20 protein-coding genes and 1 tRNA gene are annotated in these 19245 nt (G+C 38.4%); 14 read left to right on the top strand and 7 right to left on the bottom strand.

Annotation, left to right across the window (positions count from 1 at the left end):
- Positions 1–53: 53 nt before the first annotated feature.
- The 5 genes from nth (at position 54) to ACST15_RS03755 (ending at position 2501) form a co-directional block, all read left to right on the top strand.
- On the top strand, positions 54–704 hold the full coding sequence (nth, locus tag ACST15_RS03775; RefSeq protein ID WP_459453312.1) for an endonuclease III: 651 nt from the start codon (positions 54–56) through the stop codon (positions 702–704).
- Positions 701–1267 carry a nicotinamide riboside transporter PnuC gene (gene pnuC / locus ACST15_RS03770; protein WP_459453311.1) on the top strand — a complete coding sequence of 189 codons (567 nt, stop codon included), beginning with the start codon at positions 701–703 and terminating at the stop codon, positions 1265–1267. The genes nth and pnuC overlap by 4 nt, the downstream gene beginning before the upstream one ends.
- 161 nt (positions 1268–1428) lie before the next feature.
- Positions 1429–1812, top strand: a complete 384-nt coding sequence (locus ACST15_RS03765; protein ID WP_459453310.1) for a TraR/DksA family transcriptional regulator — start codon at positions 1429–1431, stop codon at positions 1810–1812.
- Positions 1813–2163: a phage holin family protein gene (locus tag ACST15_RS03760; RefSeq protein WP_459453309.1), complete on the top strand. Its 351-nt coding sequence runs from the start codon at positions 1813–1815 to the stop codon at positions 2161–2163.
- Complete coding sequence (locus ACST15_RS03755) at positions 2160–2501, top strand: hypothetical protein (protein WP_459453308.1); 342 nt, start codon at positions 2160–2162, stop codon at positions 2499–2501. The genes ACST15_RS03760 and ACST15_RS03755 overlap by 4 nt, the downstream gene beginning before the upstream one ends.
- Before the next feature lie 235 nt (positions 2502–2736).
- On the opposite strand, the gene prfB is transcribed toward ACST15_RS03755, so the two are convergent.
- Positions 2737–3811, bottom strand: a protein-coding gene (gene prfB / locus ACST15_RS03750; protein ID WP_459453307.1) for a peptide chain release factor 2 whose coding sequence is annotated in 2 segments (ribosomal slippage) — positions 2737–3759 and positions 3761–3811 — 1074 coding nt in all. Because the reading frame shifts where the segments join, the coding sequence is not laid out codon by codon here.
- An 80-nt stretch (positions 3812–3891) separates the two neighbouring features.
- On the opposite strand from prfB, the gene lpdA reads away from it, so the two are divergent.
- Positions 3892–5286: a dihydrolipoyl dehydrogenase gene (gene lpdA, locus ACST15_RS03745; protein WP_459453306.1), complete on the top strand. Its 1395-nt coding sequence runs from the start codon at positions 3892–3894 to the stop codon at positions 5284–5286.
- Here the strand turns inward: lpdA and ACST15_RS03740 are convergent.
- From ACST15_RS03740 to ACST15_RS03725, 4 genes are all read right to left on the bottom strand, one after another.
- On the bottom strand, positions 5281–5907 hold the full coding sequence (locus tag ACST15_RS03740) for a 3-keto-disaccharide hydrolase (RefSeq protein ID WP_459453305.1): 627 nt from the start codon (positions 5905–5907) through the stop codon (positions 5281–5283). The two genes, lpdA and ACST15_RS03740, sit on opposite strands and share 6 nt — an antisense overlap.
- An 8-nt stretch (positions 5908–5915) precedes the next feature.
- Complete coding sequence (locus ACST15_RS03735; RefSeq protein WP_459453304.1) at positions 5916–7238, bottom strand: Gfo/Idh/MocA family protein; 1323 nt, start codon at positions 7236–7238, stop codon at positions 5916–5918.
- Between the two features lie 272 nt (positions 7239–7510).
- Complete coding sequence (locus ACST15_RS03730) at positions 7511–8134, bottom strand: FMN-binding negative transcriptional regulator (protein ID WP_459453303.1); 624 nt, start codon at positions 8132–8134, stop codon at positions 7511–7513.
- A 98-nt stretch (positions 8135–8232) separates the two neighbouring features.
- Positions 8233–8320, bottom strand: a tRNA-Ser gene (locus ACST15_RS03725).
- 313 nt (positions 8321–8633) lie between these two features.
- Between ACST15_RS03725 and ACST15_RS03720 the strand changes: the two genes are divergently transcribed.
- From ACST15_RS03720 to ACST15_RS03710, 3 genes are read left to right on the top strand one after another with little or no spacing between them, the layout of a single operon-like run.
- A complete protein-coding gene (locus ACST15_RS03720) occupies positions 8634–10724 on the top strand; it encodes a nitrite reductase (protein WP_459453302.1) in 2091 nt (696 codons plus the stop codon).
- A 1-nt stretch (position 10725) separates the two neighbouring features.
- The gene (cobA, locus tag ACST15_RS03715; protein WP_459453301.1) at positions 10726–11523 is read left to right on the top strand and encodes a uroporphyrinogen-III C-methyltransferase; all 798 of its coding nucleotides are present in this window, start codon (positions 10726–10728) and stop codon (positions 11521–11523) included.
- Positions 11513–11902 carry a RidA family protein gene (locus tag ACST15_RS03710; protein ID WP_459453300.1) on the top strand — a complete coding sequence of 130 codons (390 nt, stop codon included), beginning with the start codon at positions 11513–11515 and terminating at the stop codon, positions 11900–11902. The genes cobA and ACST15_RS03710 overlap by 11 nt, the downstream gene beginning before the upstream one ends.
- 91 nt (positions 11903–11993) lie before the next feature.
- Here ACST15_RS03710 and ACST15_RS03705 read toward each other — a convergent pair whose 3' ends face one another.
- Together ACST15_RS03705 and moaA are read right to left on the bottom strand one after the other, a co-directional pair.
- The gene (locus tag ACST15_RS03705) at positions 11994–12977 is read right to left on the bottom strand and encodes a bifunctional heptose 7-phosphate kinase/heptose 1-phosphate adenyltransferase (protein ID WP_459453299.1); all 984 of its coding nucleotides are present in this window, start codon (positions 12975–12977) and stop codon (positions 11994–11996) included.
- Between the two features lie 2 nt (positions 12978–12979).
- Positions 12980–13960: a GTP 3',8-cyclase MoaA gene (gene moaA, locus ACST15_RS03700; protein ID WP_459453644.1), complete on the bottom strand. Its 981-nt coding sequence runs from the start codon at positions 13958–13960 to the stop codon at positions 12980–12982.
- A gap of 80 nt (positions 13961–14040) precedes the next feature.
- On the opposite strand from moaA, the gene ACST15_RS03695 reads away from it, so the two are divergent.
- Genes ACST15_RS03695 through ACST15_RS03675 form a run of 5 tightly spaced genes read left to right on the top strand, consistent with a single transcriptional unit; the run spans position 14041 to position 19201 of the window.
- Entirely contained in the window at positions 14041–14286 is a 246-nt protein-coding gene (locus tag ACST15_RS03695; protein WP_459453298.1) for a MoaD/ThiS family protein, read from the top strand.
- A 44-nt stretch (positions 14287–14330) separates the two neighbouring features.
- The gene (locus ACST15_RS03690; protein ID WP_459453297.1) at positions 14331–16226 is read left to right on the top strand and encodes an NADH-quinone oxidoreductase subunit 5 family protein; all 1896 of its coding nucleotides are present in this window, start codon (positions 14331–14333) and stop codon (positions 16224–16226) included.
- Between the two features lie 22 nt (positions 16227–16248).
- Entirely contained in the window at positions 16249–17907 is a 1659-nt protein-coding gene (locus ACST15_RS03685; protein WP_459453296.1) for a complex I subunit 4 family protein, read from the top strand.
- Between the two features lie 10 nt (positions 17908–17917).
- The gene (locus ACST15_RS03680; RefSeq protein ID WP_459453295.1) at positions 17918–18277 is read left to right on the top strand and encodes an NINE protein; all 360 of its coding nucleotides are present in this window, start codon (positions 17918–17920) and stop codon (positions 18275–18277) included.
- A gap of 27 nt (positions 18278–18304) precedes the next feature.
- The gene (locus ACST15_RS03675; RefSeq protein WP_459453294.1) at positions 18305–19201 is read left to right on the top strand and encodes a hydroxypyruvate isomerase family protein; all 897 of its coding nucleotides are present in this window, start codon (positions 18305–18307) and stop codon (positions 19199–19201) included.
- Positions 19202–19245: the final 44 nt, after the last annotated feature.

Here is a 19245-nt window from a genome sequence, read left to right as displayed (position 1 = left end):
TGGATGGGCATCCTAGCTTAAAATTTTTCTTACCTTTGTAGAAAGCCTTTTTCATGCAAAGAAAAGAACGATTTCAAGCGTTTGTTGATCATTTTTCCAGCTCTTTTCCAGAGGCCGAAACCGAGTTACACTACCGTAATCCATATGAATTATTAGTGGCCGTAGTGTTGTCGGCACAATGTACAGACAAGCGAATCAATCAAGTTACCCCTGCCCTTTTTAAACGCTTTCCTAGTCCTAAATTTTTAGCTGAATCCAATGTGGATGAAATATTCAGCTACATTCGATCTGTTTCCTATCCCAATAATAAAGCCAAGCATTTATTAGGCTTAGGTCAAAAACTGATGGACAACTTTCAGGGGGAAGTACCTGAATCTTTGGATAATTTACAAACACTTCCAGGAGTGGGCAGAAAAACCGCTAATGTCATTGCCTCGGTAATTTACCATCAACCAGCTATGGCGGTGGATACCCATGTATATCGAGTTTCCAGAAGATTGGGCTTAGTGCCTCAAACCGCCAATACACCTCTAAAAGTTGAACAAATTTTAGTCAAACATTTACCCAATGACGTGATAGCTAGGGCACACCACTGGCTCATCCTACATGGTCGATACATTTGTTTAGCCCGTAAACCTCAATGCTCAAGCTGTCAAATTAGTAGTTTTTGTGCTTTCTTTGAAAAAAATAAGCTCAAAGCATGATCTTCCAATGGCTGCGTGAAAACTTCTGGGAGTTTGGTGGTATCATTTGCTCCCTTTTGGGAGTTTATTTTTCTATTCAACAACATTTGTCGTCTTGGATTTGGAATATATTAGGCTCTTTCCTGTTTGGAATTTTATTCTATCAACATGGATTGTATTCCGACATGGAATTGCAAGGTTTTTTTATTGCGATGGCTGTATATGGATATTATCAATGGAATAAAGAGGAAAAAATTTGGAAGGCAGAGAAAAGCTCCAAGAGCTCCCTCCTATGGGGGGCAGTCTTATCCTTGGCTTATGGGATTTTCGTAGGATTTCTTCATACCCGATTTACCCATTGGGTTTCCTTTGCTTATGTAGATGCTACTTTAACAGGATTAAGTATCTGGGGAACATGGTTAGCCATCCATAAAAAAATAGAAAACTGGATATTATGGATGATTGTAGATATAGTGTATGTCATCATCTATATACAAAAGGGACTTTGGGGAACCAGTTTACTTTATGTGCTGTTTATCTTTCTGGCTATCAAGGGCCTATACCAGTGGAGAAAAAACCTCTAGGTTAAAAATTTAAATTCAATTTTATATAATAATTATCTATTTCGAATAGATAAATTTATATTTGTGCTACCATTATTAGAAACGAAACTAAATCACTGATTAACAAATACTTGCAAGAGCAAAATATTTATTCAACATTCAGATTAAGCATTATTTAGAACATGGGAAACGAAGAAAAGCAAAGGTATTCAGCCGAAGAATTAAAAGAGTTTGAAGACATCATTCTTAAAAAACTAGAAGAAACAAAAGCCGAATTAACTTATTTAAGAGAAACCTTAAGTAAAAAAAATGATCCTGGAACAGATGATACTGCGGGGAATTCCAAAGTAATGGAAGATGGCGCAGATACGGCCGAAAAAGAGAACATGAACCAATTGGCAGTACGTCAGCAAAAATTTGCTAGTAACTTGGAAAAAGCTTTGATGCGAATTAAAAATGGCACTTACGGGGTTTGTGTAGAAAGTGGTAAATTAATTTCTAAAGAAAGGTTACGTTTGGTTCCTCATACGCAGCATTCCATTGAAGCCAAACTTAAACAAAAGTAAATGGGCCTATTCGATAACAATAAGTTAATCGATCTCTTGAGCAATTACCTCAAGACACAATTCGAACTGGTGAAGTTAGACATCCAAGAGCAAATCGAAGAACTATTGACTCGAATTTTCACCTTTTTCTTAACGGCTTTTGCGGTATTGATTACCCTGTTTTTTGCCTTAATGGGTATGGCCAACTTTTTAAACGAATATGTAAAAAGTACTTATTTAGGTTATCTCATTGTGGCGGGGTTCACAGCTATAGTTAGTATAATTTTAGTGAGTAACCTTAAAAAACAAGGTAAAAAAGAAGACGCCGAGGAAATTGACAGCCCATCAACTGAAGACGATATTGAACCATGAGCCGAGAAAAAAGTAAAAAAGAAGTTTTGCTTGCCCAAGCGGAGATCTATGAAAAAGAACTTTCTGAAGAAGTGGGTGAAATAAAACAACAGATTAAAGAAAAGGGAAGCCAAGTATTACTGATTGGTGGCGTATTACTTGGTTCCTATTTGCTGTATTCCCTTTTATCGGGTTCAGAAAAAAAATCAAAAGTAGAAGATAAAGAAGGTGGTTCTTTCATCGGAGGAGCCATCAAATCATATGCCATTGCCTTGGCGCTTTCTCTAGCAAAAGATAAGTTAGTTGAATTTCTTAGCCAATTGGAGGAAAATAATCAACAAGCTCCAACTGAAAAGTAGGAGGAAGTGATCACTTAGGTTTAGATTTGTCAAGTTTAATATTTGTTAGCATTCAGATTTGGTAACATTGGGATTTGGTAGCATTTAGATTTGTCAACTTTTGAAAAGTTGACAAATCTCTAAGACAAATCTCTAAGACAAATCTCTAAGACAAATCTCTGAATGAAACCACTGATGCAAATCTCTAAGACAAATCCCAAAAAATTCCCTAGCTAATCCTACCCACCGCCATCAATTAATTTCCCATCAAATAAGCTTTGATAAACTCATTGATTTCACCATCCAAGACGGCATCCGTATTGGAGGTTTGATGATTTGTTCGATGATCCTTTACTCTTCGATCATCCAATACATAACTTCGAATCTGGGAACCCCACTCAATTTTTTTCTTTCCAGCCTCTACCTCAGCCCGTGCAGCATTTCGTTTATCTATTTCAATTTGGTATAGTTTCGACTTCAATAAACGCAAGGCTACTTCCTTATTTTGCAATTGTGATCTTTCCTGTTGACAAGCAATTATGATTCCTGAAGGCCTGTGGGTTAAGCGCACTGCTGTTTCTACCTTATTTACATTTTGCCCACCTGCTCCTCCTGATCGGAAGGTATCCCAGTCAATATCTGCTGGATTCACATCAATCTCAATGGAATCATCCGCTAAGGGATAGACGTAAACGGATGCGAAAGAGGTATGTCGACGAGCATTGGAATCAAATGGCGAAATACGTACTAAACGATGAACTCCATTTTCAGAACGTAAATTTCCATATGCAAATTCGCCTTCTATCTCAATCGTCACTGATTTTAAACCAGCAACATCACCATCATTGGAATCTACCAAACGAACTTTAAAGCCATTTTTATCTGCCCACATGGTATACATGCGAAGGAGCATACTTGCCCAATCTTGTGATTCTGTTCCTCCAGCTCCGGCATTGATTTCTAAAACAGCGCTCATTTGATCGCCCTCTTCTGACATCATTTTACGAAACTCGAGAGCCTCTAGTTTTTCTTCTAATTTAGCTCCCTCGATATCTACCTCTGCTTCAGTAGCATCACCAGACTCATAGAATTCCCAAATGGTTTCTAAATCTTCCATAGAAGCATTAAGTTTATCGAAACCCTCTGTCCAAAATTTCAAGCCACGCATCTCGCGCATGGTGCTTTCCGCTTTGTCAGGATTATTCCAAAACTCGGGATCCATGGTCACCGTTTCCAATTCGGAAATCAAATATTTTTTGTGATCGTAGTCAAAGATACCTCCTTAAAGCCTCTATTCTGGCTTTCAGGTCATTGAACCTGTCTTTTGTCATACCTAAATGTGTAATTAAGCTACAAATATACCCGCTTTTGTGCTAAATTGCGGACAAATTCATTTAATTCAAGCAATACAATGGCGCAACAATACGATTTAATCGTGGTAGGATCAGGCCCGGGAGGGTATGTAGCCGCGATACGAGCTTCTCAATTAGGCTTAAAATGTGCAGTCGTGGAAAAAGAATCTCTGGGCGGAATCTGCCTAAATTGGGGTTGTATTCCTACCAAAGCACTTTTAAAATCTGCTCAGGTTTTTGAATACATCAAACATGCTTCTGATTATGGAATTACGGTAAAAGGAGCAGAAGCAGACTTTAATGCTGTTATTCAACGCTCCCGTGGTGTAGCTGATAGCATGAGCAAAGGAGTTCAATTTTTGATGAAGAAAAACAAAATCGATGTGATCATGGGTTTTGGTAAAATCAAACCTGGCAAAAAAGTTGAAGTAACGGATGCGGAAGGTAAATCAACTACCTATGAAGCCAAAAATGTGATGATTGCAACTGGTGCGCGCGCAAGGGCATTACCTAATATTCCTATCGATGGAGAAAAAGTAATCGAATACCGTAAGGCAATGAGCTTAAGTAAAAAACCCGATTCAATGGTGATCATTGGATCAGGTGCCATCGGGGTTGAATTTGCTTATGTATATGCTGCTATGGGAACCAAAGTGACCATTGTGGAATTCCTTCCAAATATTGTACCCGTTGAAGATGAGGATGTGTCCAAAGAGTTGGCTAAACAATACAAAAAAATGGGTATTGATATTTTAACCAATTCTAGTGTTGAAAAAGTAGATACAAAAGGAAAAGGGTGTAAGGTTTCTATCAAAACTCCAACAGGCAATCAAGAAATTGAATGTGATATCGTTTTATCAGCTGCTGGAGTTATTTCAAATCTTGAAAACATCGGTTTAGAAGAGGTTGGTATCATTGTAGATAAAGGCAAAATTCCAGTGAATGCATGGTATGAAACTAATATGCCAGGCTATTTTGCAATTGGTGATGTTACCCCAGGCCCAGCTTTAGCCCACGTAGCATCTGCCGAGGGAATCATTTGTGTAGAAAAAATAGCTGGACATAAAACAGAAGCCTTAGATTATACCAACATTCCTGGATGTACTTATTGTACACCTGAAATTGCCTCTGTAGGTATGACGGAGAAAAAAGCTAAAGAAGCTGGCTACGATATTAAAGTGGGTAAATTCCCATTTGTCGCATCTGGAAAAGCCACCGCAGCTGGTGCTCGCGATGGCTTTGTCAAAGTAATCTATGATGCTAAATACGGAGAATTGCTTGGAGCACACATGATTGGTTATAACGTAACCGAAATGATTGCTGAAGCAGTTGTCGTACGTAAATTAGAGAGTACTGCTTATGAAATCATGAAGTCAGTACACCCTCACCCGACCATTTCTGAAGCATTTAAAGGTGCAACAGAAGCGGCCTATGGTGAAGCAGTTGATTTATAGAAGTCGAACTTTAATCGACTTATACATTACTTTAGATTTGGGATCATGTGCTTGTATAGCGATGGTCCCATTTTTTATTAGTCTTAATTCTTGACCTTTATTTCTCAAAGGACTAGCTGGTTGCGTATAATCCACCACGGTGATTCCATTGAGTTTAGTAACGATACGGTTACCCTTTACAGTAACCACCATATCATACCACTCATTATCTTTCACATACACTTCGGCACAATCTACCACATTGTACAAACTAGCTGACCTTCTCCAATCGGTATGGGAATTGTTAACCTGAATTTCATAGCCTTGTTTTGGCCAATCGCTAGGTAAAAAATCAGTATGCACATATAATCCAGAGTTCGCACCTGGGAATGTCATAATTCGAGCTTGCACCTCGAAATCTTTGAAATTATGGTTATTAAATGGACCATCATAGTATAGGTGAGCACGTTGCCCTTCTACTACTAAATTTCCATCTTCTACACGGAATGACTCCGGTCTTTCGCTGGCTTTCCAACCATCCAAGGTTTTACCATCAAATAATTCTACCCATTTCCCTTTTTGTGAGAATCCTACTGAGCTAGCCAATAAGCCTAGCATAACGGTCAATACAATCTTTTTCATTTTCATAGTTAAATTTTTATACCCCAAGTTTTGTTCAATTTTCTACCTAATAATGCATTGGCCTCGGCATCATTGAATTTTTCCGTTTTTGGATTCCATTCCAATGATTTGTTTAAGGCATAGGCTATATTTCCTATGTTACAAACCGAAGCTGTCCTATGGCCTATTTCCACATCGCAAATTGGCATAGTTCTGTTTCTAATGGCCTGAATAAAGTCAGTATAGTGATTTTCACTCTTATACACGTGCTTTTCATTTGGACCAATGATACGGTCTTTCAGTTCAGGCTTAGAGGTTTCTAGTTTTTTTCTAGCGCTACGCAATGTTCCTTCCGTACCCACAAATTCTATCCCATTATTCCATTCCCATGGTTGATGGGTCATGGTAATACCATTGGCATAGGTATAGGTTAAATAAGGCTGATCTTTTCCTTGAGGTGCACTAACCTTCACCGGACCTGATTGATCCATATCCAATGCCCATTGAACGATATCAAACATATGAGCACCCCAATCTGTCATACCGCCTCCACCGAACTCCTTGTATTTTCTCCAGTTAGGAAATACATCCTGAGTAATTGGAGGTGCTAATTCCGAATTAAAGGCCACTACCTCATTAGGTCCTAACCATTTTTCAAAATCCAAACCCTCTGGTACAGACTGTGCGGCCAAATGATAAGCTTCAGGCGGTGGGCCAACATTGACTTTAATGGACTTAATCTCACCAATATATCCATTACGAATTAATTCAACTGCTTGACGAAACTCGGGCCAAGAACGTTGCATACTTCCTGTTTGAAATACTCGCTTATGTTTACGAGCAGCATTCACCATAGCTCTACCTTCTTTAACAGTCAGAGATAATGGTTTCTCACAATAAATATCCTTACCTGCCTCTGCTGCTCTAACGGCCATGGCTGCATGCCAATGGTCCGGAGTAGCAATGACTACGGCATCCACATTTTTAGAAGCCAATAATTCTCGATAATCTTGGAAAACAGGAATGGGCGAATAGGCTCCCCAAGAAGGATTTTTGGTATAGTTTTCCTTAACACGGTCTAAGAATAAATTGGCCTTAGCTTGATAAACTTCGCTGATAGCACTGATTCTTACCTGACCAGTCGACAAAAAAGAGCCTGACAATCCTCTGCCTTGTTTACCTGTTCCAATAAATCCTAAATTAAGTACATCACTAGGGGCAAGGTAAGAACTTCCATCCGGACGCTTCCCTCCTAACACATGCCTGGGAACAATCATGATTGAACCAAAGGCTAAACTGGCTTTCGAAAGAAAATCCCTCCGATTTAAGCCATCGTTATGCTTATTTTTCATTTGCAAATAGGTTAATTAATTGGCATAAATGTAAACGAATTTCACCAAATAAAAAACCTTATCTGTCTGCCGATAAATTGATTAAGAATTTGACCTAGATGATTCTTAAAAAAATAATTCCAATCAAATAAAATTGGCCACATCCTCACCCAAAACCTGGTGATAACTGAAAAAATAAAATTTCCCTACAAAAATATTTTTGAAAAAATGGAAACCTAAGGTCAGGGAAAATCAAGTATGAAATTCAAATTATTCAAGTAATAGCTCCGTGTTTACTTTGATTTCCTTTCCAGATTTTTCGTCATGTAATCGGCGATGAGTTTTTCTGATGTATTGGAACTTTGAGACAAAGCTTTCGCAATTTGCCCCCGTTCTTTTTCTGATCTGTTTTGACTTATCTTTTTCTTCGCTTGTATGTTGGAAACAATTATTTCAAAAGCCACTACCCCTTGAATCATGTTGGATTTATAACTATCCGACAAGGTATCCCATTGTTTTCTATAAGCACTATCAAAGTATTCAATACTAGATTCCAAGAATTCCAAGGTTTCCTCGGGCTTTACAACTATTCTTGCACGACCATAAAGATGCACAGAAATATAATTCCAAGTAGGTACATTTTGTTCTTTCTCATAATGACTAGGAGAAATATAGGCGTGTGGCTCTTGGAAAATGATTAAGTTATCTTGCTCTTCCACATACTTCCATTGTTCATTCGCTTTCGCAAAGTGCGCTTGTAAAATGATTTGATTTTCTCTCTGAAAAGACACAAAGGGCAAATGAGTGGCTATGGGTTTTCCATCCTCGAAGGAAACAATGGTTCCGAAACTGAACCTTTGAATAAAGTCCATAATTTCGGTTAAATCTGTCAATTGATTGACCAAAGGAATATACATCGTTCTGCGGATTTACTTGAACAAATGTATTCAAATCTGCTGGAGAAGACTTGATCCTAAAATAAAAAAGACAAATCTACATTAGATTTGTCTTAGAGCAGAGGGGAAGGGATTCGAACCCTCGATAAGCTTGAGGCCTATACACACTTTCCAGGCGTGCTCCTTCAACCACTCGGACACCCCTCTGTTTGGGAGGGCAAAACTAATCAATTCTTTTGAAGAATGGAAACAGCATGTTACATCCTTCCTGCATTAAACCAAATTCTTTTATCCAATGGGACCAGACCTTGGTAGATTTTTTTCCTAAAAATCATTTTAAATCTGGTATTGGGAACTATGACCAACCGAATTCATCAGGGAATAATTATTGCTTTACATCCAAAATTCCCGCTTTTTTTGATATTCGAATTAAAAATCCTTTGTCGAATAAGGTCTAATGTGTAATTTTGCTTAAAATCTATATATTATATAGAGTATATAAGATTAAAACCATGCCATTATGCAAAGCTTCCGCTCAGAAATAGAAAATCCTATAGTAGAAAAAGACATCATCGATCTTGCCAAGAAAATTGCTCAATTTAGAGCGGGTGAGATTCATGAGGAGAAATTCAGAAGCCTTCGTTTGGCTCGTGGAGTATATGGCCAGAGGCAGCAAGGAGTTCAAATGGTTCGTATTAAACTTCCTTATGGTAAAATTAAATTTAACCAATGGAGACGAATAGCAGCCATATCTGATGAGTATTCTACGGGAAATTTGCATTTAACTACACGTCAAGATATACAAATTCACTTTGTTTCCTTAGACCGTACACCTGAGCTATGGGCAAAATTAGAGCAAGATGATATCACGCTCAGAGAAGCTTGTGGCAATACGGTAAGAAATATTACCGCCTCTCCTACTTCAGGAATAGATCCATTGGAGTTATTTGATGTTAGCGCACATGCTGATACTGCATTTCGCTATTTATTGAGAAATCCGATTTGTCAAGAAATGGGAAGAAAGGTAAAAATTTCTTTCTCCAACACCGATGAGGATACCTCTTTGGCTTATTTACACGACATGGGCTTTATCCCTAAAATGAAGGATGGGATCAAAGGATTTAAGGTGGTAGTAGGCGGAGGTTTAGGGGCCCAACCAATGTTGGCTTATACCGCTTATGAATTTTTAGCTGAGAATAAAATTATTCCATTCATGGAAGCGGTTTTACGTGTTTTTGACCGTCATGGCGAAAGAAATTCTCGTCATAAGGCACGTATGAAGTTTTTAATTCAAAAAATTGGATTCGAAGCTTTCATGGATTTAGTAAATGCTGAAACAAAAGCATTAAAAAATCAAGTAGTTGAAATTCCCGCGGATGGAGTTTGGGAGGTTTCTATTCCATCTAAATTAGCCGATGTAGCATCCGATGGTTCAGAAGCATACCAAACATGGTTAAGTTCCAATACCTTTGAACAAAAGCAAAAAGGTTATTTCGGAGTCTATGTACGTATATTAAATGGCAATATATCCAGTGATACTTCTCGTAGCCTCATGGAAGCCTTGGAAGGATACATTGGAGATGATGTGCGTATCACGATTAACCAAGGCCTACTATTTAAATTTGTTCCTCAACAAAACTTGGCATATGTATACCAAGTGCTTAAAGAACATAATTTAGCTTCACCAGGAGCTAATTCTGTGGCCAATATCACTGCTTGCCCTGGTACAGATACTTGTAATTTAGCTATTTCAGATTCAACCAACATTACGTCCAAATTAGAGGAGGTGATTTCTCAAGATTTCCCTGAGTTAATACATGACAGCCAAATGAAAATTAAAATTTCTGGTTGTATGAATGCTTGTGGGCAACATAGCATGGCAAGTATTGGTTTTCATGGTTCGTCCTTAAAGGCACCAGACAAACGAGTACTTCCTGCCTTACAAGTGTTATTAGGAGGAGCCACCTTAGGAAATGGAGAAGGAAAAATTGCCGACAAAGTCATTAAAGTTCCTTCCAAAAGAGGTCCAGAGGTGTTGCGTGTAGTATTAAATAATTATGAAGAAAATGCTTTGGAGGGGGAATATTTTCATCAATATTACGACCGTCAGGGGGAAAAATATTTTTATAGCCTTTTAAAACCGATCGCTGATTTACAATCATTGGTAGACGATGATTTCATTGACTGGGGGGCAGCAGAGGCATTTCATACGGAAATTGGTGTGGGTGAATGTGCTAGTGTTATTATAGATTTAGTAGCAACCTTGCTTTTTGAATCAGAAGAAAAATATGATTGGTGCAAAAGCGCACTTGAAGACAAGCGCTGGGCAGATGCCATTTACCATGCCTATAGTGTATTTGTTTCGGCCGCCAAGGCTTTACTATTAGATAAGAGTGTACAAGTTTCCACTCAGCATGCCGTTATTACCAAGTTCGACGAACAGTATGTGCAGACTGGAGATTTTGCTTTAGAAGCAGAAAGCTTTTCGGCAATGGTACTTCAAATCAACCAACATGAGCCAAGTGAGACATTTGCTAAAGCCTATGCTAAGCAAGCTTTGAGCTTTTTGGAAACTGCCAGTTTATTCCGCCAATCTATTGCTAGTAAATAAGATGATCCAACAATTAAGTCGATTTAAATCATTAGAACCTCAACCGAAACTTAGTGTGGTTGGTGCTGGACCTGGTGACCCTGAATTGATCACTTTAAAGGCCATTAAGGCTTTACAAAGTGCTCAAGCTGTTTTATTTGACGCCTTAGTAGATGTAAGTTTACTAGAACATTGTTCTGAGCAATGTGAAAAAATATTTGTTGGAAAAAAAGCAGGAGAAAGTCATTCACAAGAGGCAATCAATGAGCTTATTGTAAAAAAAGCCTATGAATTGGGTCATGTTGTTCGATTAAAAGGAGGGGATCCGTTTGTTTTTGGAAGAGGCCAGGAAGAAATTGAATATGCAAAGCAATTCGGCTTATTGACCGCCTATATCCCTGGCATAAGTTCATCATATGCAGCAGCCGGTGCAGCGGAAATCCCTTTAACTATCCGAGGGGTTAATGAAAGTTTTTGGGTAATGACTGGGACAAAATCGGATGGTAGTTTGAGTAATGATTTACAACTTGGCTTACAATCCACAGCCACCATCATCATTTTGATGGGTATGCATCGTTTAGCCGAGATCTCCAAGATTTGTCAGGAGGCTGGTAAAGCTCATATTTCGGCTGCTATAGTTCAAAATGGAACCATGGCACAGCAAAAAGTAGGATTAGGTATCGCCGGAGAACTTGAAAATTTGGCTAAAATTGAAGACCTTCGCAATCCCGCAGTTATTATCATCGGCGAAGTGGTTCGTCATGCCAAAAAGGATATCTGGGAAAAAGTATCTCACCTAATTAATAAAAATGAGCAATAGAATTTCAATATCAAGTGGCTCTCCATTTGAAGATGTATTTGGTTACTGCAGAGCAGTAAAAACAGGAAATTTACTAGAAATATCGGGCACTGTGGCTCTGGTAGATGGAGATAAAGTAAAAGAAGATGATTTATACGCCCAAACGTACAACATCATTGAGCGTATTGCAGTGGTGCTCGAAGAAGCTGGTTCTTCCTTGAATGACGTAGTTAGAACTCGAATATTCACTACGGACATTTCTAAAAACTTAGACATTGCTAAGGCGCATGCTCACTTCTTTGGAGCAATTAAACCTACCACGGGTATTTATGAAATTTCAGCGCTGATTGCACCTCAGTACAAGGTGGAGATAGAATTCACGGCTTGGGTCAAAGAATAAGTTATCAGTTTTTTGATACAATAAATTTTAATTCAGCCGTTAGACAAACGCTGTCAAGGTTTGGAACCTTGCCAGCGTTATAAAAATCTACTTACATCAAGTGGCTTTCTGCCTCTTTTTTCAACAAATCTTTGTCGATAGGTACTACACCTAATGATTCACAAACTAAGCCTCCTCCTAAATTGGCTAAGGAAGCAATATGTCGGGCAGGTAAACCCAAGGCTAGGGCGCAAGCAGCAATGGATATTACCGTATCTCCTGCTCCTGAAACATCTGCAATTTGCCTAATATGAGCAGGAATTCGAACTTGTTCATTTCCAAGATCCATCAATACACCCTTTTCAGACAAGGTTACAAATACTCCATCAAATCCTTGACTTTCCTTAAATTGATGAACTGTCTCCAATAATTTTTGACCTTCAAGGTCTTCAGGAAATAAACCTAATCCATCTCTAAGTTCATGTAAATTAGGTTTAAATAAGGTAGCTCCGCGATAATTAAAAAAGTTTCGCTTTTTAGGGTCTACCACCGTAGGAATCCCTTGCTTTCTAGCTAGAGTAATTACCTCTTGGATCAGTGGTTCGTTTAGTACCCCTTTGTCATAATCCTCAAAAATAATAACATCGACCTCCTTAATACAGGCCTTTACTTTTTCCAATAAGGCACGAGAACTTTCCTGATTCACTGTTTTGTCCGTTTCAGAATCAACACGCAGCAATTGCTGAGAACCCGCAATAACCCTTTCTTTTATGGAGGTAATTCTTCCTTTTTCCTCTACAATTCCATGTAAGGATATCCCCTCTTTCTCCAACAATCCTTTTAACTGGGTTCCAGCCTCATCATCCCCTACCACAGAAACGACCCATGGCTTGGCTCCTAAACTAGCTATATTCATAACTACATTACCTGCACCTCCCAACCTAGCTTCTTTTTTGATAACTTGAACCACAGGAACGGGTGCTTCAGGAGAAATCCGACTCACCTTTCCCCAAGTATAGGCATCAATCATTAAATCACCAATGACCAAGACCTGTAATTCATCAAAATCCTTAAATATTTCGTTCACTGTTTTCATAACTAACCCCCAATACTCGTCATTGACTCGTTAATAATTCCTTTTCTATTTTTTTCTGCTTCAAAACCGTCTTTGGGTCTACTACCAAATAAGGATATAAAGGTCTGTTTTATCTCTTCATCGCTTACGCCCTTCCGAATAAAAGATTTCAAATCAAAAACCCCATCATCGTATAAACATGTTTTTACCTCCCCCAAAGCGGTTAATCGAATTCGATTGCATGTTCCACAAAATGTCCGACTAAAAGCTGCAATCACCCCTACATCTCCAAGATATCCTGGGATTTGGTATCGCATTGCTGTCTCTCCATAACTTACATTCATGGGATGTAAATTCCCGAAATGATCTTTCAGATGGTCAACTATTTTAATGAAATCCCATTTCAAAATAGCAGGCCCTTTACCTGAGCCGTTAAATGGCATTTCTTCTATAAATCGTACCGAAATAGGATATTGCTCAGTTAATTGGGCTAAGGCTAAAATATCTTGCTCATTCTTTCCATCCATCACCACCGCATTAATTTTAACCTGAAAATTTGCCTCAATCAATCCTAATAAGGCTGAATAAACGACATCGAAATCATCTCGACGAGTAATTTGGCGAAAGCGTTCCTTGTCCAATGAATCCAGACTCAAATTGACAGACTTAACGCCATATTCCATCAGCTGTGGGATATGCTTTTCTAATAAAACGCCATTACTTGTCAAACAAATCTCTAAACCATCTAAGCGACTAAGTTCTTGGAGAAATTCCATGATGCCATGACGAAGCAATGGCTCCCCTCCCGTAATTCTAACTTTTTTTAAACCGAGTGCATACAATTGCTGCACAATCCGCAACATTTCTTCCCACGTTAGCAATTGCTTTTCAGGCAAATAGTGAATTCCCTCCGCCGGCATACAATAAAAACACCTTAAGTTACAGCGATCTGTAACTGCCAAACGCAAATATGTCATTTCTCTACCATGATTATCATAGAGAATAGGGCGAGAGGCTGGTAAGCTTTGAGAAATATCCAATATATTTGTATTATATACAAAGGTACAAAATCGCCCTCAAACGAATGCCAAACTATCGAATTCTACTTTTTGGATTAACCCGAGATTTACTTCAAAATAGGGAAATTGTATTGAGTTCGGAGGAAAATTTAACAGCAGCCCAACTTTTACAGGAGGTAAAATCTAAATATCCCGCATTATCTAATCTTCCCTCCCTTAGAATTGCGGCAGAACATCGTTTTCCAGAAGATGATTTTATGGTACAAGAAGGCATGGAAATTGCCCTAATTCCACCGGTAAGTGGCGGTTAAACAACAAAGAACTGTATATTTGTATAATAAACTCGTGTAACCCGATGGGCTTAACCCCCTTATTTATTGGCCTTCTCCTATTTCCTTGGATTTCGGCCATGCTCATCGCACTTTGTTTTCGAATTCCCAAAGGTATCTTAAGTAAACTTTCTAGCTTTTTTTCATTCCTACAATTAGTGGGCTTGGCTTATTTTATTTATCAAGTCAATTCCCAAGAAATAGCCATTCATATACAATGGTTTATGCTAGGAGAAACTGCATTTAGGGCTAGTTTTATAGCTTCCTCTTCCGCACAAATCATAAGCCTATTGGTAGCAATTGTTGCATTTTTTGTGCAAATTTTCTCCAGTTCATACCTTCATGATGAACCAAAATTAGCTACATACTATTTGTATTTAAATCTGTTTGCAGCGGCCATGTATGCTTTACTTTTTGCCGATCAAATTTGGATTTTCTATGCTTCTTGGGAATTGGTGGGTGCCTGTTCATACCTTTTAATAAGCTTTTGGCATCAAAAAGAAATAGCCATTAAAGCCGCCAAAAAAGCATTTTTATTAAACCGCTTGGGCGATATTGGCCTCCTTATTGGCCTAATTGGACTATCAGTTCATTTTAATACCATGGAATTTTCTTCGATGCAGATTGGTTCATTCGGGCCAGCTCCACTTGCCCTGGGTATCGCTTTATTAGCTGGAGCCATAGGAAAATCTGCTCAATTCCCTCTGATGTCTTGGCTTCCCGATGCTATGGAAGGACCAACTCCCGCCTCCGCGCTCATCCATGCCGCTACTATGGTGGCAGCTGGAGTCTATTTAGGAATTAAAATTTTTCCAATTACAGGTGAAGACACACATTTATTTATGGCTTTAATCGGTGCCATATCCTTAGTCTCTGGGGCTATTTTTGCCTTATTTCAAAATGATATCAAAAAGGCCTTGGCCTATTCGACCATATCTCAATTGGGCCTCATGTGGATGGGCATGGGATCTGATGCCTCCCTATTGCATTTAGTCGTACACGGTATTTTTAAAGCCGGGTTATTTCTTTCAGCTGGCTCAGTCATTCACTACCTTCACCATCAACAGGATAGTCAACACCTCGATGCCCAAAGTTTAGATCAAATGGGTGGGCTCAGGAAGGTTCTACCCTGGACCGCCATCAGCTATGGAATTTTTGCCGCAGGTTTAATGGGTCTACCGTTTACAAATGGATTTTTCAGTAAAGAAAACCTGGCAGGCCTTCTCTGGGAGAATACCCAAAATAGTCCTTACTTCCCCATTTACTGGACATTATTAGCGTGTTTGGGGCTAGGTATGCTATTGAGTAATTGGTATATAAGTCGACAATTCTACCTTATTTTTATGGGGAAAAATAGACAAAATTTAACCTTAGAAAAAGTAGGTTCTTGGGATGTATCTCAAAATATCCCCATCCTTTTACTAGCCTTTTTCAGTTTATTTTTCTGGACAAGCACTCAAATTTTTCATATCCATGACTCCATCCTTTTGGATAGGTTTCGAATTAAACAATGGGAAGTGCCCACTTTTTGGTTAGTGGTTACTGCTTTCAGTTGGATAGTCGGCATCAGTTTAACTTGGATTAGTCGAAATTGGGTTCCCCAAAATAATTACCGTTTTTGGCCTTCATTTTGGCCATCTATTTTTCAATTTATCACATGGAAAGCACGCTGGACTCAAATTCTTGATCATGTACTACTTGATCGTTTCTTGATATGGCTAGCCCAACTGCAGGTAGTTTCAGGGCATATAGTGGCCTGGTTAGATCATTCTTTGGTTGATGGTTTGCTTGTTGGAGCTAGTACAAAAATCAGTCGAATTTCAGGTCATTTTTTAAGTAGATGGCAATCAGGAAAAGTTCAACAATATTGGATATTGGTATTTTTAACATTTGGTCTATTTTTACTTTACGTTTGCTTGTAGATAGTCCTCTTAAAATGAAATAATGGGTTTACCGCTTTTATCATTTATTATTCTTTTACCCCTACTTGGCTCCATAGTTGCAGCCCTGCTGAAATGGGAAAATGGAATTAAACATTGGGCCACCGGCATATCTGTCATTCAATTGTTTGCCCTTTTGTATGCAGGCACGAATTTTGACCAATCAGCCACTTCATTTCAATGGACAGAGGAGCTTACATGGATTCAATTGCCACTAGGATCATTAGGTGAATTTGTCATCAAATATTCTTTAGGCTTAGATGGATTAAGCTTTTTATTAATTGCCTTAACTGGTTTTATATCGTTTTTGGCCATTATCAATTCCCACACGATTCAAGAGAAGAAAGGAGCCTATTTTTCTTTAGTATTATTGTTAAATGCCGCCTTAATGGGTTGCTTTTTATCGCGCGACCTCTTCCTATTTTATGTATTTTTTGAGTTTATGCTATTACCCATGTATTTTCTCATTGGTATTTGGGGTGGTCCTCGTAAAAATTATGCTTCCATTAAGTTCTTTCTATATACCTTAATCGGCTCTCTTTTTATTCTCATCGTCATGCTAGGCATCAGTTTGGCCTACATCGATCCGTATGAAACAGCTAGACACCTTAACTTGATTCAAGAAGGTCAAAATTTTGATTTGGAAGCATTAAAAAATATACAATCGGCCCTATCCAATAAAGAAATTAGTTCCTTTGATTTGGTTCATAGTTTTGATATGCAAGCCTTAAGTGATGTGAATAATTGTCAAACTAGTAGCATTTTACATCCAAATTCAGGTTGGTTACTGAATGGGCTTAGTGCCAGAACTTGGGGATTTTGGCTTTTATTCATTGGTTTTGCCATCAAACTACCCATGGTTCCTTTGCATACCTGGCTTCCAGATGCCCACGTTGAAGCACCAACACCCATTTCCGTTATATTAGCCGGGGTACTTTTAAAAATTGGAGCTTATGGTTGGTTGAGAACAGCAATCCCCTTCTTCCCTAAAGAAGCGCTGGAATCGGCCAATATCTTGGCTGCCTTAGGTGCCATTTCCATCATATATGGGGCATACAATGCCCTAGCTATGAGTGATTTAAAAAAACTCGTCGCCTACTCATCCGTATCTCACATGGGTTTTGTCCTGCTGGGATTAGCCTCCTTTCAAGCGGAAGGGTGGCAAGGAGCTATTTACCAATTAATATCTCATGGTATCCTTTCTTCTCTTTTGTTTCTAGTAGTTGGGGTTTTATATGAAAGAACTCATGATCGTCAAATAGATCATTACTCGGGAATTGCAAGCTTGATGCCCCAATTCACCATCATTTCAGGAATAGCCATTTTTGCTTCTTTAGGTTTACCTGGATTCTCCGGATTTATAGGAGAATTTTTCAGTCTTCTAGGAGCATTTACCAGCCCTTACATACATCCAGCTTGGGCTATTTTAGGGGCCTTTGGTATCTTATTGGGAGCGGGATATTTCCTTTGGACATTCCAAAAAATCTATTTAGGCAAGACTCATTTATTTAATTCTTCTTGGAATTTGACAGATTTAACTCGTTTAGAAATATTTAGTTTATTCAGCCTTGGTATATTAAGCATCCTTTTCGGTATATTTCCACAATTAATCTTGGATTGGTCCAAATACTTTGTTTCCAATTTCTTAACAACCCTACCTTAAAGCCAAGCTTATGAACCCTAAATTTTTGCCTTTAATTTCTCAATTTGAATTGGAGGAAATGATTGCTGTGAAACAAAAATTGCAAGATTTAAGTGATAGTCAACAAGAGCAATTTTTGGGTATTTACTTAGCCAGAAGAAGAGATACCTTATTGATTCTTTTGTGCACCCTAATGGGTTTTGTAGGCTTTGCGGGCATTCAACGATTTGTCACCAATCGAATTGGATTAGGACTCCTCTATTTTTTTACGGGAGGTTTGTTGCTGATTGGAACCATTGTGGATTTAGTCAAATACAAAAAAATTGCCTTGAATTATAATTTAAAAGTCTTAGAAGAAACAGGTTTATTAATTGGTACTTGGAGAGGCTAAACATATTTAAAAAGAAAAACCATTACAATGAAAACTACATTTACAAGAAGAGATGTCATCAAGAATTCCGCAGGATTGGCAGGTCTAGGTTTCTTGGGTAATTCCATGGAACACCGATTTAAAGAAGCTGATACCCAAGTAGGAGCGGAATTAAAAGGTAAAGTAAATCACTCGGCATGCCGTTGGTGTTATCAATCCATTCCTTTTGAGGAATTAGTGGTTAATGCGAAAAAAATCGGTTTGCAGTCCATCGAACTTACTGGCCCAGATGAATGGGACATTTTGAAAAAACACGATATGACAGCCGCTATTGGTTGGGGTAAATATCCGGATGGAATGGGATTGCCTAATTTTTTCAATAAGGTAAAAAACCATGACCAATTAGTAGCTTTTTATGAGGATTTAATCCCTCGAGCAGCTAAAGCTGGTGTTAAAAACCTAATTACCTTTTCTGGAAACAGAGACGGGATAAGTGATGAACAAGGATTGTTGAATTGCAAAAAAGGCCTTCAGCGCATCATGAAAACCGCAGAGCGTCACGATGTGACTATCTCGATGGAATTATTAAACTCCAAAGTAAATCACAAAGATTATCAGTGTGACCATACAGAATGGGGAGCTGTCCTTTGCGAAATGGTAGGGTCAGATAAATTTAAATTATTGTACGACATCTACCACATGCAAATCATGGAAGGAGATGTAATTGCAACCATTAAAAAGCATCATCAATATATTTCTCATTACCACACCGGTGGTGTGCCAGGAAGAAATGAAATAGATGAAAGCCAAGAATTAAATTATTCAGCTATCATTAAAGCCATTTATGATACGGGATATAAAGGCTTTATCGGTCAGGAGTTCATTCCTGCTCGTGCCGATAAAATGGCTTCATTGGAACAAGCAGTTAAAATCTGCGATATTTAATTACCAAACTTATGATATTTACGCAAGCTGCTGACATACAACAG

The organism is Aquirufa sp. Wall-65K1, from assembly GCF_054558475.1.
The sequence above is the reverse complement of the archived record's forward strand: the minus strand, read 5'-3'. Positions and strand labels throughout refer to the sequence as shown.

Bases quoted from the DNA above. Each gene is read 5' to 3' on its own strand.
- ACST15_RS03675 (WP_459453294.1), top strand. From the start codon at position 18,305: ATGAAAACTACATTTACAAGAAGAGATGTCATCAAGAATTCCGCAGGA.
- ACST15_RS03765 (WP_459453310.1), top strand. From the start codon at position 1,429: ATGGGAAACGAAGAAAAGCAAAGGTATTCAGCCGAAGAATTAAAAGAG.
- nth (WP_459453312.1), top strand. From the start codon at position 54: ATGCAAAGAAAAGAACGATTTCAAGCGTTTGTTGATCATTTTTCCAGC.
- ACST15_RS03690 (WP_459453297.1), top strand. From the start codon at position 14,331: ATGGGCTTAACCCCCTTATTTATTGGCCTTCTCCTATTTCCTTGGATT.
- lpdA (WP_459453306.1), top strand. From the start codon at position 3,892: ATGGCGCAACAATACGATTTAATCGTGGTAGGATCAGGCCCGGGAGGG.
- cobA (WP_459453301.1), top strand. From the start codon at position 10,726: ATGATCCAACAATTAAGTCGATTTAAATCATTAGAACCTCAACCGAAA.
- ACST15_RS03695 (WP_459453298.1), top strand. From the start codon at position 14,041: ATGCCAAACTATCGAATTCTACTTTTTGGATTAACCCGAGATTTACTT.
- ACST15_RS03760 (WP_459453309.1), top strand. From the start codon at position 1,813: ATGGGCCTATTCGATAACAATAAGTTAATCGATCTCTTGAGCAATTAC.
- ACST15_RS03755 (WP_459453308.1), top strand. From the start codon at position 2,160: ATGAGCCGAGAAAAAAGTAAAAAAGAAGTTTTGCTTGCCCAAGCGGAG.
- ACST15_RS03720 (WP_459453302.1), top strand. From the start codon at position 8,634: ATGCAAAGCTTCCGCTCAGAAATAGAAAATCCTATAGTAGAAAAAGAC.
- ACST15_RS03735 (WP_459453304.1), bottom strand. From the start codon at position 7,238: ATGAAAAATAAGCATAACGATGGCTTAAATCGGAGGGATTTTCTTTCG.
- ACST15_RS03705 (WP_459453299.1), bottom strand. From the start codon at position 12,977: ATGAAAACAGTGAACGAAATATTTAAGGATTTTGATGAATTACAGGTC.
- ACST15_RS03680 (WP_459453295.1), top strand. From the start codon at position 17,918: ATGAACCCTAAATTTTTGCCTTTAATTTCTCAATTTGAATTGGAGGAA.
- ACST15_RS03740 (WP_459453305.1), bottom strand. From the start codon at position 5,907: ATGAAAAAGATTGTATTGACCGTTATGCTAGGCTTATTGGCTAGCTCA.
- ACST15_RS03730 (WP_459453303.1), bottom strand. From the start codon at position 8,134: ATGTATATTCCTTTGGTCAATCAATTGACAGATTTAACCGAAATTATG.
- pnuC (WP_459453311.1), top strand. From the start codon at position 701: ATGATCTTCCAATGGCTGCGTGAAAACTTCTGGGAGTTTGGTGGTATC.
- ACST15_RS03685 (WP_459453296.1), top strand. From the start codon at position 16,249: ATGGGTTTACCGCTTTTATCATTTATTATTCTTTTACCCCTACTTGGC.
- ACST15_RS03710 (WP_459453300.1), top strand. From the start codon at position 11,513: ATGAGCAATAGAATTTCAATATCAAGTGGCTCTCCATTTGAAGATGTA.